This window comes from Rothia sp. SD9660Na, from assembly GCF_030064065.1.
GTDB lineage: Bacteria > Actinomycetota > Actinomycetes > Actinomycetales > Micrococcaceae > Rothia.
Genome location: NZ_CP125946.1, coordinates 1,983,206 through 2,009,429, shown reverse-complemented (window position 1 = coordinate 2,009,429; position 26,224 = coordinate 1,983,206). Strand labels below are relative to the sequence as shown.

22 protein-coding genes are annotated in these 26,224 nt (G+C 59.7%); 13 read left to right on the top strand and 9 right to left on the bottom strand.

The features are described 5' to 3' along the window. The first annotated feature begins 59 nt into the window (after positions 1-59). Positions 60-530, top strand: a complete 471-nt coding sequence (locus QM007_RS09420; protein WP_283489724.1) for a hypothetical protein — start codon at positions 60-62, stop codon at positions 528-530. 242 nt (positions 531-772) lie between these two features. On the opposite strand, the gene QM007_RS09415 is transcribed toward QM007_RS09420, so the two are convergent. After that, the gene (locus tag QM007_RS09415; protein WP_283489723.1) at positions 773-1,249 is read right to left on the bottom strand and encodes a low molecular weight protein-tyrosine-phosphatase; all 477 of its coding nucleotides are present in this window, start codon (positions 1,247-1,249) and stop codon (positions 773-775) included. A 321-nt stretch (positions 1,250-1,570) separates the two neighbouring features. Between QM007_RS09415 and QM007_RS09410 the strand changes: the two genes are divergently transcribed. From QM007_RS09410 to QM007_RS09375, 8 genes are all read left to right on the top strand, one after another. Then, positions 1,571-1,996 (top strand): hypothetical protein, encoded by a 426-nt coding sequence (locus QM007_RS09410; RefSeq protein ID WP_283489722.1) that lies wholly within the window; start codon positions 1,571-1,573, stop codon positions 1,994-1,996. Next, complete coding sequence (locus QM007_RS09405) at positions 1,996-2,856, top strand: hypothetical protein (RefSeq protein WP_283489721.1); 861 nt, start codon at positions 1,996-1,998, stop codon at positions 2,854-2,856. Before QM007_RS09410 ends, QM007_RS09405 begins: the two co-directional genes overlap by 1 nt. 585 nt (positions 2,857-3,441) lie before the next feature. Then, positions 3,442-5,289, top strand: coding sequence for a molecular chaperone DnaK (gene dnaK / locus QM007_RS09400; protein ID WP_237197043.1), 1,848 nt, complete (start codon positions 3,442-3,444; stop codon positions 5,287-5,289). A 2-nt stretch (positions 5,290-5,291) separates the two neighbouring features. Further along, positions 5,292-5,897, top strand: coding sequence for a nucleotide exchange factor GrpE (locus tag QM007_RS09395; RefSeq protein ID WP_283489720.1), 606 nt, complete (start codon positions 5,292-5,294; stop codon positions 5,895-5,897). A gap of 96 nt (positions 5,898-5,993) precedes the next feature. Beyond that, positions 5,994-6,989, top strand: coding sequence for a DnaJ C-terminal domain-containing protein (locus tag QM007_RS09390; protein ID WP_283489719.1), 996 nt, complete (start codon positions 5,994-5,996; stop codon positions 6,987-6,989). A gap of 2 nt (positions 6,990-6,991) precedes the next feature. Then, entirely contained in the window at positions 6,992-7,417 is a 426-nt protein-coding gene (locus tag QM007_RS09385; RefSeq protein WP_283489718.1) for a heat shock protein transcriptional repressor HspR, read from the top strand. Positions 7,418-7,600: 183 nt separating this feature from the next. After that, complete coding sequence (locus QM007_RS09380; protein WP_502949055.1) at positions 7,601-8,689, top strand: LLM class flavin-dependent oxidoreductase; 1,089 nt, start codon at positions 7,601-7,603, stop codon at positions 8,687-8,689. A gap of 198 nt (positions 8,690-8,887) precedes the next feature. Continuing rightward, complete coding sequence (locus QM007_RS09375) at positions 8,888-10,339, top strand: alanine/glycine:cation symporter family protein (protein ID WP_283489717.1); 1,452 nt, start codon at positions 8,888-8,890, stop codon at positions 10,337-10,339. A gap of 85 nt (positions 10,340-10,424) precedes the next feature. Here the strand turns inward: QM007_RS09375 and trmB are convergent, their stop codons facing one another. The 5 genes from trmB to QM007_RS09350 all read right to left on the bottom strand — a co-directional run bounded on the left by trmB (position 10,425) and on the right by QM007_RS09350 (position 16,364). After that, positions 10,425-11,246 carry a tRNA (guanosine(46)-N7)-methyltransferase TrmB gene (trmB, locus tag QM007_RS09370; RefSeq protein WP_283489716.1) on the bottom strand — a complete coding sequence of 274 codons (822 nt, stop codon included), beginning with the start codon at positions 11,244-11,246 and terminating at the stop codon, positions 10,425-10,427. A gap of 184 nt (positions 11,247-11,430) precedes the next feature. Next, positions 11,431-12,057, bottom strand: a complete 627-nt coding sequence (locus QM007_RS09365) for a hypothetical protein (RefSeq protein ID WP_283489715.1) — start codon at positions 12,055-12,057, stop codon at positions 11,431-11,433. A gap of 18 nt (positions 12,058-12,075) precedes the next feature. Further along, a complete protein-coding gene (locus QM007_RS09360) occupies positions 12,076-13,680 on the bottom strand; it encodes a GMC oxidoreductase (RefSeq protein WP_283489714.1) in 1,605 nt (534 codons plus the stop codon). Between the two features lie 434 nt (positions 13,681-14,114). After that, a complete protein-coding gene (locus QM007_RS09355; protein WP_283489713.1) occupies positions 14,115-15,806 on the bottom strand; it encodes an alanine/glycine:cation symporter family protein in 1,692 nt (563 codons plus the stop codon). Positions 15,807-15,956: 150 nt separating this feature from the next. Beyond that, the gene (locus QM007_RS09350; protein WP_283489712.1) at positions 15,957-16,364 is read right to left on the bottom strand and encodes a hypothetical protein; all 408 of its coding nucleotides are present in this window, start codon (positions 16,362-16,364) and stop codon (positions 15,957-15,959) included. A 287-nt stretch (positions 16,365-16,651) separates the two neighbouring features. Here QM007_RS09350 and QM007_RS09345 point away from each other — a divergent pair, with 287 nt between their 5' ends. Beyond that, a complete protein-coding gene (locus tag QM007_RS09345; RefSeq protein ID WP_283489711.1) occupies positions 16,652-18,106 on the top strand; it encodes an amino acid permease in 1,455 nt (484 codons plus the stop codon). On the opposite strand, the gene QM007_RS09340 is transcribed toward QM007_RS09345, so the two are convergent. Together QM007_RS09340 and QM007_RS09335 are read right to left on the bottom strand one after the other, a co-directional pair. Continuing rightward, positions 18,082-18,924: an HNH endonuclease family protein gene (locus QM007_RS09340; protein ID WP_283489710.1), complete on the bottom strand. Its 843-nt coding sequence runs from the start codon at positions 18,922-18,924 to the stop codon at positions 18,082-18,084. The genes QM007_RS09345 and QM007_RS09340 overlap by 25 nt on opposite strands. 48 nt (positions 18,925-18,972) lie before the next feature. Next, positions 18,973-20,421: a hypothetical protein gene (locus QM007_RS09335; protein ID WP_283489709.1), complete on the bottom strand. Its 1,449-nt coding sequence runs from the start codon at positions 20,419-20,421 to the stop codon at positions 18,973-18,975. A gap of 267 nt (positions 20,422-20,688) precedes the next feature. On the opposite strand from QM007_RS09335, the gene QM007_RS09330 reads away from it, so the two are divergent. From QM007_RS09330 to QM007_RS09320, 3 genes are read left to right on the top strand one after another with little or no spacing between them, the layout of a single operon-like run. Beyond that, complete coding sequence (locus QM007_RS09330; RefSeq protein ID WP_283489708.1) at positions 20,689-23,055, top strand: Tex family protein; 2,367 nt, start codon at positions 20,689-20,691, stop codon at positions 23,053-23,055. A gap of 14 nt (positions 23,056-23,069) precedes the next feature. Next, complete coding sequence (locus QM007_RS09325; RefSeq protein WP_283489707.1) at positions 23,070-23,945, top strand: aldo/keto reductase; 876 nt, start codon at positions 23,070-23,072, stop codon at positions 23,943-23,945. Positions 23,946-23,998: 53 nt separating this feature from the next. Beyond that, on the top strand, positions 23,999-24,832 hold the full coding sequence (locus tag QM007_RS09320; RefSeq protein ID WP_283489706.1) for an aldo/keto reductase: 834 nt from the start codon (positions 23,999-24,001) through the stop codon (positions 24,830-24,832). Positions 24,833-24,905: 73 nt separating this feature from the next. Here the strand turns inward: QM007_RS09320 and QM007_RS09315 are convergent, their stop codons facing one another. Continuing rightward, complete coding sequence (locus tag QM007_RS09315; RefSeq protein WP_283489705.1) at positions 24,906-26,222, bottom strand: MFS transporter; 1,317 nt, start codon at positions 26,220-26,222, stop codon at positions 24,906-24,908. Between the last annotated feature and the right edge of the window lie 2 nt (positions 26,223-26,224).

The window sequence follows — 26,224 nt, the reverse complement described above, 5'->3', positions numbered from 1 at the left end:
CACTAGGTCATAATGAGAAACAGGCCAACTGGCCCCAAGCCAGCACTCCGGGGGAATACATGAGCACCGACCTTACCCAGGGCCAAGTCTTACCTAACGCCAGCCACCAGGCCCTGCTCGCCACTACCTGGGCAAAGAAACCCTGGGCGATGCCTACCTACCGGCTGAAATCTTCGAGCGCATCCACACATACCCCCTCAACCTCACCGGTCTGCCCGGCCTCCCTCGTCATCAACTGGCAACGCGAAACCGAAAAATTCACCGCAATTCCCACCCACCTGGCCCACGGGGACGCCCGCGACGCTGCCCTCGCCGCATGGAAAGCCGACGGCGGCCTGCTGATTACCACCTACGACGGAGCTCGCCTCTACGCTGACGCCACCTGGCGCGCCGACGCCGTCATCCTCACCGAACCCCAGTTCAAACCCACCATCGAAGCCCAGGCCATCGCCCGCGCCCACCCATGGGCCAAACCCACACCGTCGACGTTTACCGCCTGCTCGGCGCCAACACCGTCGATGAACGCATGATTGAGCTACTGGGCATCAAATCCCAGCTCTTTGACGAATACGCCCGCCTTTCAGCCAGCAAGGACGCCGCCGCGCCTGTAGCCGACAGTGAGGGGACGGCTGAGGATTAGGGGATAGGATGAAAAGCGCACAGGGTTCGCGCTCGCTGCCGACCCTCTTGTCTGGTTCGCTAGCGCTCACAAGACAATTCACGCCAGCCCCGAGCCAGCAGCTTCGCTGCGAACCCTGCGCGCCTTGGTCCGTTACGCGTTCCCGCGGACCTCGATATGCTCGATGACTCCGGGCACAGCGTCCCGAATCATCTGGAAAGTCTCGTAGAAGTCGCTCATATCGCCGTACCAGGGGTCGTAGATGCCCAGCTGGTCCAGGGGCTGGTCTGCGACCGCCGGGTCGAACTCGCGCATGAGCCGAACCTTGGCTGCCGCCTCGTCGTTAGGGGCCATACGCTTGAGGGCCCGGTAGTGGTTGGTGTCCATGGCCAAGAGTAGGTCGTAGCGGCCAAAATCGGTGCGGGTGAACTGCTGGGCCCGGTGGGAGCCGGTATTGATATTGAGCTCATCGAGCACTTTCTTGGCCCGGCGGTCGATGGGGTTGCCCTCCTCTTCGTTGGAAATGCCGCTGGAAGCGACCTCTACGGTGATCCTTGCCTGGGCGGCAGCCTGCTTGATCAGGTACTCGCCCATGGGGGAGCGGCAGATGTTTCCGGTGCATACAGTCATAATTCGATACATGCTCACCATGTTCCCACGGAGAACTCGGCAAAAGCTGGGCGGGCATGCACTGAATCTGAATAAACTGAATCTGAATAAAAAGTATAAAAAGTTCGCTCTGAGGCGGAAAAATAAGGGCAACCTGTGTATAGTCTTACAGGTACACACACTTGATGGTGACTCTGAGGTAAAAAGGCTTACCTGGTTCATACAGCAGTGAACTGTAAAGAGTTGCACCAGACACTCAGTTTCTTGAGTTCTTTCGAGATGACAAAAGCCCCGCAGGCCACACACCTGCGGGGCTTTTGCGTACTGCCTATAATGGGTGACATGAGTATCAGCACAACGGTCAACAACGACTGCCATGAGGAACAGACTTCTAAACCTCGCCGCAGCAGAGGTAACCGTCTAGCTCTTGCCACTCTGCCGCTCATTTTCATTCTTGCACCTTGGATTCTAGCGTTGACTGCGCCTGAGCAAGTGGTGATTACTTCGATTCTGGTTGGCACCCCACTCGTTCTTGCAATTCTTGCTGCCTACGATGCGGCAACCTACCGACCTAATCTCACTTTCGGCCTGTTGGCCGCAGCTTGTATGTGGCTGGCATCTAGGCTTTTTTATCCGGACGGAGCAGGCTGGTATGTTTGGGCGGTAATGATCATCTATATCGTGTCAGTCAGCCCCTGGCACAAAAAATTTGCGGACGAGTGGGGCACAAGTTCCGAGGGCGAAGAAGATGCCGGGGGAGAGGGCTAATGCTCCGCTGGGAACTGCACCACCCTGTGGCAGGGCACCTGCTTCTGGAGCGCGGATCTGATGCCGAGTTCATCGAGATTGACCCGGACTGGCCTATCAAAAAACCAGACGAGAAGTCACTCCACGCCTTTAACGAGTCTCCGGTAGGGGCAAAGATCCGTGAACGTATCGCCGAACGCATCGACCGGCCTAAGCAACGGGTACGGGTGCTCGTAGACGGTGAAGTAGTAGGCCGGTACGACCATACTCCTACCAGCATTGCGCTCAAGAAGAACCTTCTAAACGGAAAGTTCTCCCGGGCTAAGACCGCTGTTCCCACAGACCCCCAGCTTAAACTCACCACAAACTTTCTGGATGAGCTGCTGGTCGTGGCCTACAAACATGGGACAGATAAGGAATATGTTGAGCTTGACGTGCCAGCTGGTAGCCGGTCAGAAGCCTACCGCGAGACGCTTGAAAGAAGTCCTTCTCGACGGTTTGTGTTGCCCTTGCTGTTCGGTTTGGGCCGTTCCGCCTGGTTTCTCGCCATGCTGGTGCTTATGCCTGCGCTGGGTAGGGTAGTGCAGTGGCTAGTCGAACGTCTTCCCGATATAAATGCGCCCCAGGTAGCCCTGCCTGTTCCAGAATTTACTCTTTCCCTCCCCGCCCCACCCCAGATAAGTCTGCCCGTTCCTTCCTGGCGCGTCCCCTGGCCTACTATTACTCCACCGGACTGGCTTATTTTTCTCATGGAATACTCCAAAGCCTGGGTCCCTCTCGTTATCGGAATAGTTGCTGCAATTCTGGCTGTACGAAATGGGAAAAAATCTAAGCGTAGGAGGGCCGAGCTCGAAACTAACAGCAAAGAAGCCCAGAGATAGCACAGGGAAAACGTAAAACGTAAACACCGCACGAAATATAACCAAGCTGACCATTATCACCGGTAAAGTTATCTAGCACACACTATATGTGCGAAGGATGTGATTCCCTATGTCTCAGCCGCCCGCTGACCCTAAAAAGAAAAATATGGGTCTGATTGTTGGGGGAATGCTGGCTATCGGTATTGCCATAGCTATCTTGTCGGGGCTTTTGATCTTCGGCGGCTAGAGAGCACCTTCTGTAGGTTCTAGAACGTAGTGCGTTGCCCCTTGGCTGCACCGGGGCTCAACACCACCTTGCCGAGTTGGCACCTCCTTGTTGCGGGGTGCCGACTTTTTATGTTCACTTTCAGGCTTTTAAAAGGTGCGGACGCCGCTGCCCGCCTTGCCCTGTAAAGGCGGGGCGGGCGTCCGTCCGCTCCCCACAAGCCTAAACTCTGCTTGCGCAAAAAAGTTGAGTCTTTTTGGCTCAACTCTGTTGACTTCTGCTCAAAACATGGCAAACTAGATACCAAGACAAACGAATTGAGCCTTCAAGACTCAACTTGTTTGAAAGATGTACAGATAACCAAACCATAAGGAGTAAACATGTCACGTGCAGTAGGTATTGACCTCGGTACTACCAACTCAGTTGTATCAGTTCTCGAAGGTGGCGAGCCCACCGTTATCGCCAACGCAGAAGGCGCCCGCACCACCCCCTCCGTCGTAGCTTTCTCAAAGGACGGCGAAGTTCTGGTTGGCGACGTCGCCAAGCGTCAGGCAGTTACCAACGTTGACCGCACCATCGCTTCCGTCAAGCGCCACATGGGCACCAACTGGACCACCGACATCGACGGCAAGAAGTACACCGCCCAGGAAATCTCAGCCCGCACCCTCATGAAGCTCAAGGGCGACGCTGAAGCCTACCTGAACGACAAGGTCACCGACGCCGTCATCACCGTGCCCGCCTACTTCAACGACGCCGAGCGTCAGGCCACCAAGGAAGCCGGCGAAATCGCGGGCCTCAACGTCCTGCGTATCGTCAACGAGCCCACCGCAGCAGCCCTGGCCTACGGCCTCGACAAGGGTAACGAAGACGAACTGATCCTGGTCTTCGACCTCGGCGGCGGTACCTTCGACGTCTCCCTGCTTGAAGTTGGCAAGGACGAAGACGGCTTCTCCACCATCCAGGTACGCGCAACCTCCGGCGACAACCGCCTGGGTGGCGACGACTGGGACCAGCGCATCGTCGACTGGCTGCTGGAGCAGGTCAAATCCAAGACCGGCGCCGACCTCTCTAAGGACAAGATTGCCCTGCAGCGTCTGCGTGAAGCCGCAGAACAGGCCAAGAAGGAACTGTCCTCAGCAACCTCCACCAACATCTCCCTGCAGTACCTGTCCGTTACCCCCGAGGGCCCCATCCACCTGGATGAAAAGCTGACCCGCGCCAAGTTCCAGGACATGACCGCAGACCTGATTGAGCGCACCAAGAAGCCCTTCAACGACGTCATCGCTGAAGCAGGCGTCAAGGTTTCAGACATTGCCCACATCGTGCTGGTCGGTGGCTCAACCCGTATGCCCGCCGTCACCGAGGTCGTCAAGGAACTCTCCGGTGGTCGCGAGCCCAACAAGGGCGTCAACCCCGATGAGGTCGTCGCCATGGGTGCAGCCCTGCAGGCAGGCGTGCTGAAGGGTGAGCGCAAGGACGTCCTGCTCATCGACGTCACCCCCCTCTCCCTCGGTATCGAGACCAAGGGCGGCGTGATGACCAAGCTGATCGAGCGCAACACCGCGATCCCCACCAAGCGTTCCGAAACCTTCACCACCGCTGAAGACAACCAGCCCTCAGTATCGATCCAGGTCTTCCAGGGCGAGCGTGAGTTTACCCGCGACAACAAGAACCTGGGCACCTTCGAACTGACCGGCATCGCACCCGCCCCCCGCGGCGTCCCCCAGATCGAAGTTACCTTCGACATCGACGCCAACGGCATCGTGCACGTCTCAGCTAAGGACAAGGGCACCGGCACTGAGCAGTCCATGACCATCACCGGCGGTACTTCTCTCTCCAAGGAAGACATCGACCGCATGGTCAAGGACGCTGAGGCTCACGCCGAGCAGGACAAGGCCCGCCGCGAGGCAGCCGAGACCCGCAACGCTGCTGAGAACACCGCCTACTCCATCGAGAAGCTCATCAAGGACAACGACGAGAAGCTACCCGAGGACGTCAAGACCGAGGTTCAGGCCGATGTTGACGCCCTGAAGGCTGCCCTTGAAGGTGAAGACGATGACGCCGTCAAGGCCGCTTTCGAGAAGCTGCAGGCATCTCAGACCAAGCTGGGCGAGGCTCTCTACGCCCAGGCTCAGGCAGATGCAGCAGCCGGTGAAGGTGCCAAGGCTGAGGACGACGACGTCGTTGATGCTGAAGTAATCGATGAAGAAGACGAGAAGAAGAACTAATCATGGCTGAGAACACCAACGAGCCCGTAGACGACCAGCCCGAGGGCACCGACCCTCTGGAGGAAGCCTTTGCAGCCCCGGCTGCTGAAGGCCACCCCGAGCCCGAAGGTGTAGCTGCTGAAGCTGCGGCAGATGAGGAATCTGCCGCAGCCGAGGCTGGCGAAAGTGCAGAGGCAGCTGAGAGCGCTGACGCGGCCCTGGCCGCCGAACGTCTTGAAGATCTGCGCCGCCTTCAGGCCGAGTTCACCAACTACAAGAACCGCACCATCAAGGAAAAAGACCAGCTGCGCGACTTCGTCATCGCCGACCTGGTTGCCGCCCTGCTGCCTGTCATCGACGATATCGATGCCGCCCGCAAGCACGGCGACCTTGAAGAAGGCCCCTTCGCCGCGATTGCCAATAAGCTCGAAGAGACCCTGACCAAGCAGGGCCTGGAGCGATTCGGCGAGGTTGGCGAACCCTTCAACCCCCAGGTTCACGAGGCTGTGCTGCAGCAGCCCACCAGCGAGGTTGAGCCCGACTCAGTCTCGATGGTTCTACGCAACGGTTACAAGGTGAAGGACCGCGTGGTCCGCACCGCCCAGGTAGCCGTAGCGGTAGCAGAATAACGGACGCGGGCGGGCACCCGGCCTGATACGTCAGGCTGGGTGCCCGCCCCTTCTATCCCCTAAAAGACACAAGATCTACCTCGGAAGGAGAGGCATATGGCGAGCGAAAACTGGCTCCATCAAGATTTTTATAAGGTACTAGGCGTAGCCGAGGATTCCTCCGAGGCAGATATCAAGAAGGCCTACCGCAAGCTGGCCCGCAAGTACCACCCCGACCAGAACCCCGGCGACGAGGCTGCTGAAAAGAAGTTCAAGGAGGTCTCAGAGGCCTACGACGTGCTCTCAGACCCCAAGCAGAAGGAAGAATACGACCAGATCCGCAAGTACGGTGCTGCCGGCTTCGGCGGTGCTGGCGGCGGCTTCCCTGGTGGGTTCCCCGGCGGCGGCAACTTCAGCTACTCCACCAGCGGTGGCGCTGGCGGCATCAACATTGAAGACCTGCTGGGCGGCATGTTCGGTGGCGGTGCTGGCTTTGGCGGGGCCGGACGCTCCGCCGGGGGGTTCCCTGGCGGTGCGGGTGGCTTCCCCGGCGGTGGCTTCTCAGCTCCCAAGGGTGAGGACGCCACCACCAGCGCCCGCATCACCATCCAGCAGGCCTACGACGGCGCTGAGGTTTCGGTCTTCCGCCCCGGTGGCTCCCAGACCCAGGTTCGCCTGCCGCGCGGCGTCAAGGACGGCCAGAAAATCCGTGCCCGAGGCAAGGGACACCCCGGTGCCGGTGGGGCAGGGGACTTGATCGTCACCGTCCGCGTAGATTCTCACCCCGTCTTTGACCGCGAGGGCGATAACCTGCTCGTGCGCGTGCCCGTCACCCTGGAAGAAGCCGTTAAGGGCGGCGTCATTGAAGCCCCCACCCTCGACGGTGGGAGCGTCAAACTCCGCCTGGCAGCCGGTTCACCGGCCGGGCGTAAGCTGCGTGCTAAGGGTCGCGGCTTCGTAACCAAGAAGGGCACCGGCGATATGCTGGTTATCCCTGAGTTGCAGCTGCCCACCAGCCTCACACCTGAAGCTGAGGCAGCTCTCGACGCCTTCTTCGCGGTTGCGCCCCAGGCCAACCCCCGTGAGGACCTGCTGAGGAAAGCTGGTGACTAAGAATGGCTCTCGAATCTGACCGCCCGGTCTTTGTTATCTCCGTGGCGGCTGAACTGGCAGGTATGCACCCGCAGACCCTGCGCCAGTATGACCGCCTGGGGCTGGTGCAGCCCCAGCGAGCCCCGGGGCGGGCCCGCCGCTACTCCGAACGCGACGTGCAGAAACTCCAGGAGATTCAGGAGCTCTCCCAGTCTGGCGTCTCCCTTGAGGGTATTAAGCGCATCATGCAGCTTGAGAACCAGGTGGAGGCCCTGCGGGCCCGCATGACCGAGCTGCAGGCTGAAAATGAGGCCCTGCGCGATCGTCTGCAGGAGAACTCTCGCATCTTTGCTGCCGGAACCTCAGGTGGGGCTGTGCACCTGGCCCGGGGTAAGCGTCCTGCTGCCCGCCAGACCTCCCAGGCCGTGGTGCTCTACCGGCCGCGCTAACCCCGACCCTAGGTCTTGACTGTAACGATGGTTGCCATCAGCGCGAAAGAGGTTCGCGCAGATGGCAACCATATTTAAAGCACGGGCTAACCACAGCGCCATAAAAAACTTTCGGAATAAAGTAATGTAGGCTGGTGTTGAACCTTGTGTAAACAATCAGCACAGCACCGAAAGGTAAACGCAATGACCGACATTAATACAGCTCCCGACCTACGCCCAGGTCTGCCCAGCGTCGATGACACCGCCTTCCAGATGGGGCTAGACACCTTCGGCGACACCACCGCCGACCTGGCAGGCAACCGCCTGCACCACGCCCAGGTGATTCGCAACGTCCTTGAGCAGGGCCAGCTGGCCGACCGCGTTGGTGTCGACTTCTTCGGCATCGGCGAGCACCACCGTCCTGACTTCGCCGTCAGTGCCCCCGACACCATCCTGGCGGGCCTGGCAACCTCCACTGAGCGCATCCACCTGGGCTCGGCTGTTACCGTCCTCTCCTCCGACGACCCTATCCGCGTCTACCAGCGCTTCGCCACCATCAACGCCCTCAGCAACGGCCGCGCTGAGGCCGTGCTGGGCCGCGGCTCCTTCACCGAGTCCTTCCCCCTCTTCGGCTACAAGCTCGAAGACTACAACTCCCTCTTTTCAGAGAAGTTCGACCTCTTCACCAAAATCATCACCCAGGAGCCCCTCAACTGGAACCCCGGCAACCGCCCGCCCCTGGTCAACCAGGAGATTTACCCCAAGACCGAAGGTATTCTCAAGCACTGGCTGGCCGTTGGTGGCAGCCCTGAATCTGTTGCCCGCGCTGCCCAGTACAAGACTCCGCTGATGCTCGCTATCATTGGCGGCCCGGCTGAACGCTTCAAGCCCTACACCGACCTCTACCGTCGAGCCAACGAACAGCTGGGCAACGGAACCCTGCCCATCGCTGTGCACTCACCCGGCCACATCGCCGAGACGGACGAAGAAGCCCGCAACCAGCTGCGCGAGCACTGGATTGCCGGTCGCAACAAGATCGGTGCTGAACGCGGCTGGGGCCCGGCGGGGGAGCGCGAATTTGAGCACGAAATTGAACACGGCGCCCTGTACGTCGGTTCGCCCGAAACCGTCGCGCAGAAGATTGCTGACACTGCAAAGAAACTGGGGATTAACCGTTTTGATCTCAAGTTCTCTAACGGTGCACTGGCTCATGAGCACTCCATGAACTCGATTGAACTCTACGGTACCAAGGTGCTGCCGCGCGTGCGTGAACTGATGGCAGAGGCACAGTAAGGGCGCCTCCAGTAAGGTGTAGAGAATACCGGCTAGTCAGCAGGTACACAGGGTAAGACGATATAGGTCTTCCTGTCCTTGACTCGCTATAGTTGAATGGCGCCCCACCGCAGTGCACACGCTTGCGGCGGGGCGTCCTTATTCATCACGCAGCTGCGGTGCCCCCTCACCCGCAGCGACCTGTATCAAGGACACCACATGACCTTTCAAGACGTCTTGAGCGCCATCAGCTCCCTCATCTGGGGCCCTTTTGTGCTCATACCGCTGCTTCTTGGCACCGGTATCTACCTGACGGTGCGGCTGGGCTTTATCCAGCTCACCAAACTGCTGGTCGCCAACCGGCTGGCCTTCCTCGAACGTAAGGACGATGGCGCCCCCGGCGGCGACATCTCCCAATTTCAGTCCCTGACCACCGCCCTGGCAGCTACCGTGGGTACCGGTAACATCGTGGGCGTTGCCACTGCGATTTCTATCGGCGGCCCCGGCGCCCTCTTCTGGATGTGGTTTAGCGCCCTCTTCGGTATGGCCTCCAAGTACTCCGAAGCCTTCCTGGGCGTCCGCTACCGCACCACTGACGCCAAGGGTGAAGTGTCTGGCGGCCCCCAGTACTACCTCCAGCGCGGTATTAAAGGCCCCCTAGGTCAGTTCCTAGCCCTCTTCTTCGCGGTAGCTGCCGTGCTAGCGTCCTTCGGTATCGGCAATACCGCCCAGGGTAACTCCATCGCCCACAATCTCGAAGACACCTTCCACCTGCCCACCGGCCTGACCGGCATTGTCCTGGCCATCATCACCCTCTTTGTGCTGATGGGCGGTATTAAGTCCATCGGCAAGGTAACTGCCGGGTTCGTTCCGATTATGATCCTCTTCTATGTGGGCGGGGCCCTCTATATTCTGGGTGTGCACGCCGCTGATCTGCCCGCGGCCTTCGGCCAGATTTTTGCGGACGCCTTTACCGGCTCATCCGCTGTCGGCGGCTTCGTGGGTTCTACCCTCATGTACGCAGTGCAGTACGGCGTGGCCCGCGGTATTTTCTCCAACGAATCAGGCATGGGCTCTGCTGCCATTGCGGCAGCCGCTGCCCAGACCACCCACCCGGTGCGTCAGGGCCTGGTGTCAATGACCCAGACCTTCATCGATACCATGATCGTGGTGAGCTGTACCGGGCTGGTGCTGGTCGTGACAGGCGTATGGCAGGCAACCGACTCCACCGGCGAACAAATATCAGCCTCCGTGATGACCAGCCAAGCTTTCGCCTCTGTGATTGGGCCCGCCGGTAGCTGGATTGTAACTATCGGTCTGGTGCTCTTTGCCTACTCCACCATTCTGGGCTGGGCCTACTACGGCGAACGCAACATCGAAAGGCTTTTTGGTCGCCGCGGTGTTACCCCCTACCGCCTTTTCTTCGCGGTGATTGTCTACTTCGGTTGCACCATGGAACTGACTGCGGCCTGGACCTTCTCAGATATCGCCAACGGGCTCATGGCTATTCCCAACCTGATTGGCCTGCTCCTTATGTCTGGGCTGATTGTTCGAGAGACCAGGTACTACCTGGCCAACGACCCCAAGCTCACCGCATCTAAGGCCGAGATTGACGCCTTTATGCAGGGGCACCCTGGAGCGATTGACTCCTACGAGAAAACGGGGCAGTAAGAAGATCCTCTGCCTATAAAAGAGGCGGGTACCTGCAGCACCTATGTGCGCGGGTACCCGCCTGCTTTATATAGCTAACGGATTATTATCGACGAATGTAGGTCAGGTCGTGGGCCCGGCGGCCCGCCTCGCCTGCCTTGCGCTCGAAACTGGTGACCACGCGTCCGTCCCAGCGGGGCGCCCAGCCGCCCACCGGGTCGTCCTCTGTGGTGTTCTCACCGGCGTGGGCGTTGGTGAAGTCGGGGTGGGCATCGAGCACCTCACGCATGACCAGGGCATATTCCTCCCAGTCGGTGGCTAGACGCCAGATACCACCGGGCTTAAGAACTCGGGCTACCTTATCTGCAAAGGAGGGGGAAACCAGACGACGCTTGTGGTGGCGGGCCTTGTGCCAGGGGTCGGGGAAGAAGACCCAGAGCTCATCAACAGAAGACTCATCGAGCAGGTTATCGAGCAGCTCGGGGGCGTTGGCCTGGGCGACGCGCACATTCTCAACTCCGGCCTGACCCATCTTCAGTAGAAGATCAGCAATACCGGGGGTGTAGACCTCAACGGCCAGGAAGTTAGCCTCGGGTACCTGGGAGGCGCGATTGACGATGGCCTCGCCCAGGCCGGAGCCGATTTCAACAACGAGAGGGGCGTCGGTGCGTCCGTACAGGGCCTGCTGGTCAAAGACCGCGCCCTCAGCGACCGAGGTGTCACCGATGTTACGGGGCAGGTCAAGCACATGGGTAGGGGCGTAGGTATCCCAGGCCTTCTGACGGCGGGCGGTCAGGCGGTCGCCGCGGCGGACGAACGAGTAGGGCTGACGGTGGAACTGCTCGGGGACGGGGGCGGTCAGGTCCTCACCTGCCGCTGCACGCTCGGCCTTAGCCGCCAGGTCCTGCTTCTGTTTATTGGTTTCCATAACTCTCCTTGCGAGGTTGAAACAGATAAACCGGCGCGCACGGAAACGCTAAGTGCCACCGGTAGAGATACACTATTATAAATCTTTACCGTTTGCTAAAAGAATAGTGCAGGGACGTATGCAAAAGTGAGGTACCAGCTGAAGCTGGTACCTCACTTATACGACTAAATCCTATGACTTTAGATTAGAAGTAGATAGCAAAGCCCTTGACTGTCCCCATGAGTTCCATATTGTCGTCATAGTCGCCTTCCATCTCATCCAGCACAGTGACGGCTACAAAGAGTTCGTAGTCAACGTTGGCGAAGGGGTAGGTGACGTAGTAGCGCAGGGGAATTTCTACCGATTCACCGGGCTGCAGGGTACCTGCGTAGGTCCAGGTGTAGGTAGGGCCGTTGGGGGTACCCTGGCCGGTGTAGTTGAAGGTGACCAGCGGGTTGGTTGAGTTAACCTGGGTGCCGATGGCAGCTGCTGAGGCTGTATTGCTTCTTATGTCCTTCATCTGGGTCAGCAGGGTACCGCTGGGGGTAACCGCCGGAACAGAACCGACGTTGGTAATAGTCATGGTCTGGGGCAGGGAACCCTGACCGTAGGCGGTTGTACCAGTGGTTCCTCGATAAATCGAGGTGTCATAGACCGGGGAGAAGGAAGACCAATCAACGTTGGGCTGGCCTAGCTCAATTGCTAGGTCCGTTAGGTTTGAGGTAGAGCTACTTACCGCGTAAGCAGGGATAGCGGTGGTACCCAGGATGGCGGGAGCCGCCCAGGCACCTGCCTTCAGTAGGGTGCGTCGTTTGGGAGTGTGCGTAGTCATTGTGTGTGCTTTCTGTGTTTAGGCGAAACGGCCGGCTGCCAGCAGACGGTCCATGTTGCGTTCTGCGATAGCAGTAATGGTTACGAAGGGGTTAACACCAATCTTGCCAGGAATCAGAGAGCCATCCATAACAAAGAGACCGGGAACACCCTTGACTTCACCGTTGAGGTCGGTGGTTTCGCCGATAACGGCACCGCCGAGGGGGTGGTAGGTGAAGTAGTCGGCGAAGGTCTTGCCGCCCTGGAAGAGGCCGGTGTTGTAGGAGGTGCCGGGGTTGGCTGTGTTGATCTTGTCCATGAAGGCCTTAGCAGCTGCAACACCGGGGGCTGCTTTGGTGGCGTCCCAGTCTAGGTCGATGTTGCGGGTGTTGGGGTTCCAAGTGAATTTGCCGAAGTTGGGGTTGTTGGTGATGGCCAGGTAGAGGCCGATACGGAGGTCTACACCGGCGGGGAAGGGGGCCAGTTCGGCGAAGACGGAGTTGGTGGAGTTATCCCAGTTGGTGATACCCATGGCGGGGATGCCGGACTGGTAGGCGCCGGTGGCGGTGTTCATGTTGCGGGCTACCATGATGTTGCCGTTGGGGCCCCAGGAGCTACCCAGGGTGGAGGGCAGGTTCTTGATGGTGCCGGTGCCCTGGGCGCGGAGGAGTAGGCGGTTGGTGCCGACGGAGCCGGCAGCCATGACTACCCGGTCGTAGGTGCGGGAGGTGACGCTGAGGACCTTGCCGCTGAAGTCGATGGTGCGCAGAATTAGGTTGAAGCTACCGTCGGACCGCTGGGAGATAGAGGTAACCTCAGTCATGGTGGTCAGGTTGACCTTGCCGGTGGCGAAGGCCTTGGCCAGGATGGTCTTGGGCAGGGACTTCTTGCCGTGGTCGTTACCGAAGATGACCTGGCCGCCGAGGGCAGACTTGGCGACTCGCTCGAAGTTTTCCTGGCGCATATAGTTCCAGTCGTAGATGTTGGGGACGAAGCGATGCTGGAAACCGGCTTTCTTGGCCTGGGAGGCCCCTATACGGGAGAAATAGTACCACTTAGAGGTACCAACGATGTCGCTGGGGGGTGCGGCAACACCCAGATTGGTATTGGCTCGGGGGAAGTAGGTGGAGTACATCTCTGCGGCGTCTACCATGGGCATGACCTGCTCAAAGTAGGAGCGCTCGGGGGTGACGGCCATACCGCCGTTGGCTAGGGAGCCACCGCCAACGCCCTTACCGACATAGACCTTCATGTTGGCGAAACGCTCAACACCCAGGACGCCGGCGCCGGGGGTGATGCTGCGGTTGACGAAGTCGAAGCCTGCGATGTTGGATAGAGGCATGTCGGTGCGGTTTTCAAACCACATAGAGCGGCTGGTGGGGGCGGTCATCTGGTCGAAGACGTAGCCGTCGGACTGGGGGGCCATGTCGCCCCAGTCTGCACCCATCTCAATCATATCGACGGTGTAGCCCTTTTCGGTCAGGGCACGGGCGGCAACAGCGCCACCGTAGCCGGAGCCAATGATGGCGATGCGCTTCTGGCCGTTAGCATGGGCGGTGCTGGTGCTTGCGGCGGTCAGGGCGGAGGCAGCAGAAGCGGCTGCGGTCAGCTTTAGGGCTGAGCGACGGTTTGGGGTAAATGACATGGGCGTGTCCTCTTCTAAGTATAGGTGCAAAACCGAGTGGGTGGTCCTCGTAAGCCTTGGGGGAGACCGCGAGAGCTTTGTGGGCTATTTCGTGAGTATTCTGCGGAATATTTTCAGAATGCGAAAATTCCTGTCCCCACTTTAGCGGTATTTTGGGTGCGCTTACGTCGCAGTCTGTGGGATGGGTGGTGTCTTTTGTGCCCTGCTGTGCTGGGAAACCTGCTAAGAGTGGCTGTTGGGGTGTGAGGTTGACTCTTTGGGGAAGGTGCTGCTGGTGAGGGAGGCTCCATCTTTTAGTTGTTGGGACGGAACAATGCTCGATGAATCAAGGGAAATTTAAAAAGACAGTCTTTGGGCGTGCGGCTTTTCGCGCTTATTTTTAAAACCCATCTGTGCTACTTCATGAGCCAAACTTGTGTGATGGATACGAAAAATTATTTTGAGCTGCTGGCCGAGTCATCGATGGCTCGCGGGTCGGTGGGGGTCCCAAAGGTGGGCTTTGCCTGCTGAATGATGGGCATAGACCCGGTTTGTAGGGGGATACTGCCGGTGTTGACCTCTTTGAGGGTGACGTCGTAGACCTGGGGATGGGAGCTCTGGGCTGCCTCATCGGCAATCATTTTTTCGGTAATAACTTTGAGGCTGGTGGTATCGGGGTGTTCTAGAACCGGGTTCTTCTGGGAGAGGTCAACTTCGTGGTCGATTTGGGCGTCCAGGCCGCCGAGGTGGCCGTACATGAAGCTGTCGATGTTGTCGACCGTTGCTTCAAAGTTGGGGTCGTGGGTGAGGTATTTCTTGGTTTCGCGGGCTACAAGACCAGAGAGCAGTAATAGGCCGATGAGGTTGGGGATGGCCATCAGGCCGTTCATGATATCTGAGAAGGTAAAGACCAGGGTAAGCGGGGCAAGAGCGCCTAGGCCGCAGACAAGAGCAAAAATCATGCGATAGCTGACGATAGCCTTGGCTCCCCCGCCGAGTGACTCTAGGGCGCGTTCGCCGTAGTAGGACCAGCCGAGCACAGTGGAGTAGCCCAGAAGCACCAGGCAGAAGGTGACGACGTAGCCGCCCCAATCACCGGGTAGGCCGGTGGCAAAGGCAATCGAGGTTGATGTGGCCGGGTCGTCGCCCCGCCAGGCGCCCGTTGTGAGCAGAATAAAGCCCGTCATTGAAATCACCACGATGGTGTCAACAAAGGTTTGGGTCATGGACGCTAGCCCCTGGCGGACGGGGTGGGAGGTGGTTGCCACCGCTGCGGGGATAGCTGCGGTACCCATACCCGACTCGTTGGAGAATAACGAGCGTTGGGCGCCGACCTGCAGGGCAAAAATCATTCCGGCGCCGACGGCTCCACCTAGGGCACCCTCGCCGGTAAAGGCGCCTCGCATAATCATGGCAAAGACCTCTGGGAGCATGTGGGCGTTGATGGCCACAATATAGGCCCCAAATCCCAGATAGAGCAGAATCATGAGGGGCACGCAAAGGGCTGTGACCTTTGAGACAGTTTTGATGCCGCCGAGTAGGGCTGCCGCTGTTCCTAGTGCAAGGACGCCCGCGGTAAGGTAGGGCGGAATGTTGAAGGAGTGCTCTAAGTTGGCTGAGATGGCGTTTGCCTGGGTCATGTTCCCGATGCCGAAGCAGGCGAAGACGCAGCAGATGGCAAACATGGTGGCAAGGAATTTTCCGAAGCGGTTGGGGATGCCTCGCTGGAGGTAGGCCTGGGGGCCTCCGGTGAGTTCGCCCATCTTGTCTCGGTGACGGAAGCGGACGCCGAGGAAGCATTCGGCGTATTTTGAGGCCATGCCGAAAATGGCGGTAACCCACATCCAGAAGAGAGCTCCGGGGCCGCCGATGCTGAGGGAGAGGGCTACGCCAACGATGTTGCCGGTGCCTACGGTAGCACCGAGGGAGGTGCTCATTGCCTGGAAGGAGGATATTTCGCCCTTGGCTCCTTCTTGTCGGGAGCGCCGCCCGAACTGCAGGCTCATGGCCTTGGTGAAGAGTCTCAGTTGAATGAGGCCTAGCCTGACGGTGAGGAAGATACCGGTGCCAATTAGCAGGGGTAGGAGGAGGAAGGGGCCCCAGATGAAGCTGCTGGCTGTGTCGAGTGCTTCTTGCAGGGGGCCCACGGGTCTATCCTTTTCCTTCTCTGTGGTCTAACTTTCGTTAATTTATCACACAGCTGATAATGAGCTTGCTTCCTGTTGGTTTATTAAGGATAGAAAACCGCCCCGCTCCTGGAAGGAGTGGGGCGGCGAAGTTAATAGAGGAGCTGAGGGCTACTTCTTCTTGTCAGAGAAGAGAAGGGCCAGGCCTGCGCCGAGCAGGACAACGTCCTTTGCCATGGAGGTGCCTTCCTGGGTGGGGCGAATGCCGTCCTTTTCAGTCATGGAGTCAATGCCGAAGTACATGCTTAGTAGGCCACCTGAGAAAGCGGTCAGGCCCAGACCTGCCAGCTTGGGGGAAACGAAAGGGGTCAGCAGGGCTGCACCCAGGGCGGTTTCACTGACGGCAAGGGCCTTGCCGAACTGCTTGTCGGAGAGCTTAGCTACCTGGGGAACGCCGGCTGAAGCCATGCCCTTGAGATGGCCGTAGGTGGCCTCGTCCATGGAGAGCTTGCCGATGCCTGAGTTGAGAATCAGGGCGCCGGTGGTCAGGCGGAGGGCTGCGTTTGAAAGCTTGGGCATGATAAATCCTGTCGATAGGGGCCTCGGAGTCGCACAGCAACCCGAGAAAATTTTGTTTCTGCGTAAACATTCTAGCGCGGTGGTGGCGGTTTGAACAGCGGGAAAGGGCAGACGAGCGGACGCCCGGGGTAACCCTGTGCGGAAAAAACATCCCTGCTAGAAGGACTACACTTGACCTGAACTATAACAAAATACCGGTCTGGAAAGGCGCGCTACCCCTGCTCTCCCTGTAGAAGAGGGGCCGTGTTCGCTCCCGGCAGGTCTTTGACTCTTCTAAGGGGGCGCTCATGGCTACAGTCGAGCACACACCTGAACCGCAGGCAAACGAAGGTCTGCAACGAGGTTTATCAAACCGTCATATCCAGCTGATCGCTATCGGCGGCGCGATCGGCACCGGCCTCTTCATGGGCTCAGGCAAGACCATCTCGCTGGCAGGACCGTCCCTGCTCCTGGTCTATGCAATCATTGGTGCCGTAATCTTCCTGGTGCTTCGGGCTATGGGAGAGCTGCTGCTCTCCAACCTCAAGTACAAGACCTTCAACGATTTCATTACAGATTTGCTCGGACCCAGCGCAGGTTTCCTTATGGGCTGGTCCTACTGGTTTACCTGGGTCGTCATCGGTGTTGCCGATATCATCGCCATCACCAGCTACGTTCATTTCTGGTGGCCCGACCTCCCCGCCTGGGTCCCAGCCCTCTGCCTCATCGGTCTGCTGCTGGCCCTGAATCTGCCCAGCGTGAAGAACTTCGGTGAAATCGAGTTCTGGTTTGCCCTCATCAAGATTGTGGCAATCGTCCTGCTCATCATCGTGGGCCTGGTGATGGTGGTTGCTGGCTTTACCTCACCCAACGGTGACAAGGCATCCGTGGCAAACCTGTGGAACGACGGCGGCTTCTTCCCCATGGGCGCGGGCGGCTTCTTCGCGGCCTTCCAGATCGGCATCTTTGCCTTCCTGGGCGCTGAACTCATCGGCACTACAGCTGCTGAAACCAAAGACCCCACCAAGACCCTGCCCCGGGCCATCAACGCGGTGCCGATGCGTATCATCATCTTCTACGTGCTGACCTTGGCCGTGATTCTCATGGTAACCCCCTGGCGCAACATCGACCCCAGTCAGAGCCCCTTCGTTGAGATGTTCACCCTGGCAGGTTTGGGTTTTGCCGCCCACCTGGTGAACTTCGTGGTGCTTACCAGTGCGACCTCGTCCGCTAATTCGGGCATCTTCTCAACCTCCCGAATGATTTACGGTCTGGCCCACAGTGGCAGCGCCCCCGCCATCTTCGGCAAGCTCTCCAAGAACGGTGTACCCCGAAACGGTCTTTTCCTGACCACCGTATTGCTCTTCTCGGGTCTGATTCTGCTCTACTCGGGTGACTCCCTCATTGCGGCCTTCACCCTGGTAACTACGGTAGCTTCGGTGCTGACTGTCGTTACCTGGTCGCTCATCATGATCGCCTACCTCAAGTACCGCAAAACCCGCCCTGAACTGCACGAGGCCTCTGTCTACAAGCTACCCGGTGGCGTCTTTACCTGCTACGCTGTGCTGGCCTTCTTTGTGGGCGTCATCGTGCTGCTCTTTATGTACGAAGACACCCGCCAGGCCCTCATTGCCATGCCGGTCTGGTATGCCCTGCTGGGAGCAGGTTGGTGGCTGATCTACCGCAAGAACCGCGGCCAGGCCCTCACCACTCGTGCTGACCAGAAGGCTAAGCACCACTATCCCGCAAAAGCTGACCTATAAGCGGGCTGGTCAGGGCAGGTTGCTAGGACGCCCTGCATAGCCCGCTTTTCAGCGCTTGTAACAGTGAGCTGGTAGGCAGATTTGACCGATACCTGCCGTGCCACATACTCGCAACGGTAGCCGGGCTGGGGGAGCCAGGCGTCCGCGCTTTTATCGGACTTCTCAGTGTTGGCCGCCTGCCCCGCAGCCTGTAGGTTAAGAGGGTCGTTAGCGAGCAGGACGCGCTCTTCTGAACTCCACTGCCAGGCCCCCGAAGACCAGGCATTGGATAGGGCCACCACATGGTCAATGGGGACAGCTTCACTGGTCTTAGGCCCGCGCGTAAAGTCAATAGTCTCAGCCGTATAGGGGTCGATAAAACTCCCCGAGAGAACGTAGCAGTTACTTGCAACGTCAAGATTGGTCAGGTCACGGGTGAGAATATCGTTGCGCTGGTCGCAGCCATTGCGGTCAATATCGGCCCAGGGGTTTCCGTAGGCATCTCGTTTGTACCTGGTCTGGGCGTAGGGCTCAGCTACCGTCAGGGTAGCAAGCACCTCACTTGCTGTGGAATAGGTTTGCACCCCGGAGCCAGCAAAACCGGTGCTCACGGCGGTGCCAGCCGGATTGAGTAAATCATCGAGGGCAGCGCGGACGTTCCACTCGTGAGAGCGCAACCAGAGCACACCGCCCACCAGCAAGACCACAACCAACAGAAGGGCTAGCACCCGCCGCAGCCCGCGGGGCAAATCCGCTACACAGCGGACGCCCGCACGGATTTGGCGGTCACTGGGCGCAGAAAGACGGGGAGCGGAACGACGCTTACGGGAGGTACTCATAGGCAACCCATTCTAGCGCTGGGAGCTGGGAGCTGGGTGCTTTCTTCCCTACGAGTCCTTGATTGATGTAAAACCGCTACCGGTGACAGGCACCATGGGAATAGACCCCGTACCGGGGTGGGCGACATTTACCGAAAGGTTACCGGTCGGGTCATCTGACTGGTAGTAATCAGGGTAGTCACAGCCCATCCCCCGGTGCATGGCTTCGATGACGCCTTCTGCGGCGTCCGAAACCGACAGGAAATTTCGAGCCCAGCGGCCACCTGGCGCGGGAGCCGTCCACCCGGCCTTTTCCAGCATCTCCGTATCAAGCTCCACTTCGATGGCCTCAAATTCATCGGGGGACGTGAGCTCACAGAAGTAACCGGCAGGTGAACGGAAAATACTCACAAAGTTAGTGACTTCCTCTGTTTCTACTACCTCAGGAGAGAGGTAGTAGATTCGCAGTGAAAGGGTCCAGGGCAGTTCATCAAGACGCTGCTCGGTGACTGATAGGAGCTGCTGCCAGGCGCGGGCGGTACGCTCGCTCTCGGTCAGTACTTTTGGCTGTACCACGCCGATACCCTGAGCCTGAATCTCTTGAATGTTGAGAGGCTCGGTGGGGTCAACCGGGGGTTGCTTGAGGGAACTGGCAGGTAAAGCAGGTGAACCGCCCAAGGCCATTGCGTCGTTGAGCATCTGGCGGCCAGCCTGTAGGGCCAGATGCCAGGAGCCGTACTTGGCTCGTACCGTACCTAGATGGGGCACGCGTCCGCTCCGGGCAGGGTCCTCAGCCCAGCTTCCGTACAGCAGAACCGAAGGCTTACGGTCGTAGCAAATGCAGTAGTTCAGGAATTCACCCAGGGTATTGCGGAAGGCACGTTCACTGAGGCTATTAGCCTCAAGTTTTATACCTTTCCCCTCGGGATCTGGCGGGCAGGCCCCTACCTTGAGCAGGGCCTTGGTCCAGGAACGGCCTCCCAGACGGTCTTCGATCAGCGCACGGGATGGTGGCCAAGAGAAGTCTCCCCGAGAAATATGGGCGATCTCCTGCGGCAGGTTTGCGAGGAAGTCGTCGTAGGCTTGCTCTTCTAGCTCAGTGTAGGGGTGATCCGCCATGTATTTGAGGGCAGCACCGATACGCCCGACAATTCCGGCAATTGCCTCAGCTGGCACCGCAAAGGACTCAAGCATGCGCGGAAGATCCTGGATGATGGTCGGGTCAAGACCCACCGCAGCGTATTCGTAGTCGGGCTCAAAATCAAAACTGACAGCTACCGCGTACCAGATAGCCGAGGCCATGAGTACGTTTGAGTGGGTCTGCCCCTGGCTGCCGCCAAAGAGCCAGCGGCCGGAATGAACGGCCTGGTCCAGCAGGTCACGATCGATATCGGGGTAGAGTACGGACGCCCGGTGCACGGCTTCGGAGGAGGTCCAGCCCATGCGCGCCAGGCCGCTTAACAGAGAATCGTAGCATTCACAGAACTCTGTATAGGTAAGGTCAGTTGCATCTGGCACGGTGGTTCTCCAAAGCAAGGTTAAATAAGGGCGTGGTAGCGGTACAAGAGACTCGGCGTAGGTCTGGTGATGTCGGTGCCGAAAATATATACCCTGTATGACTACTACTTTATGTGGTGCTACCCCTCTCTGCCCACTGCAAGCGTAACTATTACATACAGGTTGGTGGTACATGCTTTCTCATATGAATCAGGTGACTAGAACACCCTTTGAACCCATACCTCTTACTGAACCCGGTCATAAAACCGGTATGAGAAACTAGAAACTATGACACATGCAGGCGCGCTAGCAGACTCCCCCACCCCTCTTCCTCCTATCGAGGAACGTATCGCTGTAGAACTCGGCGCCCGGGCCGACCAGGTGTGCTCAGCTGTAGCCCTGCTCGATGACGGGGCCACCGTGCCCTTCATCGCCCGCTACCGTAAGGAAGCCACCGGCGGGCTGGACGACGCCCAACTGCGTACCCTGGCTGAACGCCTGCGCTACCTGCGGGAACTCGAGGAGCGCCGGGCAGCCATTATGCAGATTCTCCACGAACGCGCCCTGCTCACCGACGAGCTGGCTGCCGCGCTGGCGTCCGCCCCGACTAAGAGCGAGCTCGAAGCGCTCTACGCCCCCCACAAAACTAAGCGCAAGGCCCTGGCCTTTCTTGCCCGTGAGGCCGGGCTGGAGTCCCTGGTCGAAGACCTGCTTGAAGTTCCCTTCGCCCCCACCGCCGATATCGCTGAAGCCTACGTTGAACCTGAACTGGCCGATGCCGAACCCGGAACCGTTGAGGCTACCGTGGCCTCGGTCGACAATGCCCTCGACGGAGCCCGTGCCATCTTGATTGAGCAGGCCATGACCGACGCCGCTCTGGTCGAAGCCCTCCGCCAGCGCTTTATGCGCCGCGGCGTCGTCACCTCCCGCCTTATTCCCGGCCAGCAGGAGGCCGGGGCAAAGTTCAGCGACTACTTTGAGTTCAACGAAGAAATCCGCCGCATTCCCTCCCACCGGGTGCTAGCCCTGCTCCGTGCCGAAAAAGAAGGGGCCGTTAAGGTCAGTTTCGATGTGGACGTGCTGCCCCCGGCTAAGTCCTCCCTCAAGGGGGCTGCCCGTGAAGCTGCCGAAATTCTGGCCGAAGAATACGACCGGGAACGCAGCTGGTATGAGCGCACCGTGGCCGAAGCCCTCGGCATCGGTGCCCAGGTGCTCAACATGGTCTCCGACGAAACCATGGTGGTTGGCTGGCTGGCCAAGACCGTGCGGACGGCTTGGCGTCAGCGTCTGCTGCCCCATCTAGCTGCAGAAGCCAGAACCTCCCTCTTTGAGCAGGCGGAAAAGGACGCCATCATCGTCTTCGCCTCGAACCTGCGCGATGTGTTGTTGGCAGCACCCGCTGGCTCGCGCACTACCCTGGGGCTCGACCCCGGGCTGCGCACGGGCGTCAAGGTCGCTGTCATCGGGCAGACCGGCCAGGTACTGGCCACCGACGTCATCTACCCCCATGCCCCCCGCAACCAGTGGCAGGCCTCCCTGGACGCCCTCACCCAGCTGGTGCGCACCCACGGTGTAGAACTGGTTGCTATCGGCAACGGAACCGCCAGCCGTGAAACCGACAAACTGGCTAGCGACCTGATCAAAGAGTGCGCAGCTCAGGGTTTACGAGGCCTCGAAAAAGTGGTGGTCTCCGAAGCCGGAGCCTCCGTCTATTCCGCCTCAGAACTGGCCAGCCGCGAACTACCCGGCATGGACGTCTCCCTGCGCGGGGCAGTTTCGATTGCCCGCCGCCTGCAAGATCCCCTGGCTGAACTGGTCAAAATCGAACCCCAATCCATCGGCGTCGGCCAGTACCAGCACGACGTCTCACCGGCAGCCCTCACCCGGGCTCTCGATGGCGTGGTCGAAGACTCCGTCAACGCTGTGGGTGTACTCGTGAACTCCGCCTCACCTGCCCTGCTTGCCCGGGTGGCGGGCTTCAACAAGACCATCGCTGATAACATCGTTGCCTACCGCACCGAGCACGGCCCCTTCACCCGTCGTACCGACCTGCTCAAGGTGCCCCGTCTTGGGCCCAAGGCTTTTGAACAGGCTGCCGGCTTCGTCCGTATCACCGGCGGCTCCGAGCCGCTGGACGCCTCCGGCGTGCACCCCGAATCCTACGACCTGGCTCGCCGCATTGTGGCAGCTGCCGGTGGCTTCACCCAGGGCAAGGTCAGCGCAGAAAGCCTAGCTGCCCTCAACCCGAGCGACTTCACCAGCGGAACTGTTGGTCTGCCCACCGTTACCGACATTATCACCGAACTTTCTGCACCTGGCCGCGACCCCCGCCCCATCTTCCGCACCGCCCGGTTCGAAGAAGGTATTGAAACTATCGCAGATCTTGTTCCTGGCATGATCCTGGAGGGAACCGTCTCCAACGTCGCCGCCTTTGGTGCCTTCGTCGACATCGGTGTGCACCAGGACGGCCTGGTACACGTCTCGCAGATGAGCCGCGAGTTCGTCTCTGACCCCCACACCATCGTCAAATCCGGCGACATTGTGCAAGTCCGAGTGGTCGAAGCCGACCCCGCCCGCAAGCGTATCTCCCTCTCCCTACTTCTCGAAGAGCCAGAACCTCGCGGGCGTAAGACAAATGGACGCCGGCGCCGCTAGATAAGGATTCCACCATGAACTCTCTCACTATGAACGATGGCCGCCCCATACCCCAGCTGGGTTTTGGAACCTGCCGGATTGCCCCCGAGGCTACCGCCGCAGCAGTAGCAACCGCCCTCGAAACCGGCTACCGTCACATCGATACCGCCACCATCTACAAGAATGAAGCGGGAGTGGGGCAGGCTGTGGCCGAATCCGGCCTACCCCGTGCCGACCTCTTCATTACCACCAAGCTCTGGAACACCGACCAGGGCTACGACACCGCCATCGAAGCGGCCGAACGCTCCCTGGAACTGCTGGGCCTGGACTACCTCGACCTCTACCTCATCCACTGGGCCCAGCCCGGTCTTGGTCGCTACCGGGCCTCCTGGGAAGCCCTGGTCGAGCTGCGCGAGCGCGGGTTGGTACGCTCCATCGGCGTCTCCAACTTCACCGACACCCAGCTGGACCAGATTATCAGCGATACCGGCGTCACCCCGGCGGTCAACCAGATTGAACTGCACCCCTACCTGACTCAAACCCGCATGCGGGCAGAGAACTCGGCCCGCGGCGTCCTGACCGAAGCCTGGAGCCCGTTGGGCAACAGGCTGGTGCTTACCGACCCCACCCTGGAAGAGCTGGCAGGGCGCCGCGGTATTGGGGTGGCTGAGCTGGTGCTGGCCTGGCATCTGGCTGTGGGCAACGTCGTGATTCCTAAGACCGAGACTCCGGCTCGTATGGCCTCTAACCTGGCGGTACAGGGGCTGGAACTGACACCGGATGAGGTCGTCGCTATCGAAGCCCTTGACCGTGGCCACCGACTTGGCGGCGACCCCGCCGAAGGGGACCTGGGCGCACCCGAATATAGTGACCGGCCTACGTTCACCCCTACCGAACAGGCTAGGGGCTAAGGGCAAGGAGGACTAGAGTGGGGTGTGACCGTGCATACGCGAAAGGACAAGATATGACTGAGTCACCCCGCCTTACCTTCAACGACGGCAATAGCATTCCCCAGCTGGGCTACGGGGTCTGGCAGGTGGAAAACGATACCGCCGAAAAGGTCGTGGGCCTGGCTCTGGAGGCTGGCTACCGCCACATCGATACCGCCAAGATCTACGGCAATGAAGAGGGCACCGGTAAGGCCATTGCTGCCTCCGGTGTAGCCCGCGAGGACGTATTCCTCACCACTAAGGTCTGGAACGATGACCAGGGCTATGAGCAGGCTCTGGCTGCTACCGAAGCCTCCCTGGAACGCCTGGGCACCGACTACGTTGACCTGCTGCTGATTCACTGGGCTAAGCCCGCCCAGGGCCTCTACGTCGATACTTGGAAGGCTCTCATCGAGCTACAGAAACAGGGTAAGGCCAAGTCCATTGGCGTCTCTAACTTCCCCGAAGAGCAGCTGCGCGAAATCGTCGCAGAAACTGGCGTTGTGCCCGCTATCCACCAGATTGAGCTACACCCCTACTTCGCCCAGGAGAACCTGCGCGAGGTCCACGCAGAACTGGGTATCGTCACCGAAGCGTGGAGTCCCCTGGGCAACCGCTCCGACCTTCTGGATAACCCCGTGATTGGCGAGATCGCCAAGGCTCATGACGCTACCCCCGCCCAGGTTGTGCTGGCCTGGCACCGGGCCCACGGCGTCGTTGCCATCCCCAAGTCGGTAACCCCCGAGCGTATCGTCTCTAACTTCGAGTCCCTCAAGGTGGCCCTGACCGGCGATGAGGTTTCAAAGATTGACGCGCTCTCATCAGCCGAAGGCCGTATCGGCCCCGACCCGGCAGATATCGACTTCTAGTAAGGGCTACCCAAGGGGCAGAGCAGGGTCTGCAGCGAGCGTGACCCTGCGGAGCCCCTGACTGGTGTGACTTCTAGGAGTCAACGATAGGCTGCTGCCGCGTCTCTGGAATGGGCTCGGGCACATAGCGCCAGAGGGCAGGTGCCGCCAGCGTCACTAGGGCGATGGTGACCATGACCAGGGTTCCGCCGATAACCGCAGCTAAGGGGGAGCCAACCAGCTCGGCGGCACCGCCCACGAAGGCCATGCCCAGGTTGGGGCCGCCCGCAACCGTGATGATGAAGAGCCCCTGTAGGCGTCCGCGCAGGGCGTCGGGAGTGGCTACCTGAATAATGGTGGAGCGGTAGACCGACCCCAGGGCGTCTGCCCAGCCCATGAAACCCAGGGCAACAAAAGCCAGACTGAGCGGCAGCAGGTTTTCGGTGATAGAAGCACTGGGAACCCGTCCTTCATAAGCCCAGGCAATGAGCCCGAAGGCGATAAAGCCTAGCCCCCACCCGGTATAGCTGAGGGTGAGGAAGCGCCCCTGGCGGCGGACGTCCTTGAGGAAGCCAGAGAAAGAGACTCCCAGGAGCGCACCCACCGGTCCAGCGGCTAGTAGCAGCCCAGCACCGGCCTCACCGCCGCCGAAGGTCAGGGCGGCAAGGGCTGGAATGAGGGGGCGGGCCTGGGCGAAGAACATGCCGAGAAGATCCACCACGAAGGTCATACCCACTACCGTATTGCGGCGCACAAAGCCTAGCCCCTCACGAATCGAGGTGAGAATGGACGGACGCGCCGCCCCGCTCTGCTCCGGGAGCATGGCTGGGAGCCGGTAGAGGGCCCAGATGCCAACGGTCATGGCAAAGACGTTGATGGAGTAGGTGAGCTGGTAGCCCACTGAGGCCACCAAAAGTCCACCCAAGAGCGGGCCTGCGCTCATGCCCAGGGTCCCGACCGACATCATGAGAGTGTTGGCTGCCGGGAGCAGGCGCGGCTTGATGAGGCGGGGGATAATGGCCCCGCGGGCGGACTGGTTGATGGGCTGGAGCAGGGATTCTGCGGCAATGAGGGCGTAGAGTACCGCTACACTGTGGATGTTGAGCCAGGCATGTAGGGCGATGAGTACGGTGACACCCCACATGCTGAGAGTGGCAGCTAAGGCGACCTTGCGCCGGTCGTAGCGGTCGGCGATCACGCCACCATAGAGCCCGCCAATGACCAGGGGAACTACCGATACTAGACCCACCAGGCCCACGGCCCCGGCAGAGCCTGTGAGCGCGTAAATTTCGAGGGCGATTGCCACGCTGGTGATGGCAAAGCCGATGGTTGAGAAGAGCCCGCCGAGCCAGATGCGTCTGAAATCGGGGGAGTAGGTGAGTGGGGTGAAGTCCATGAGAATCTTGCCCACGG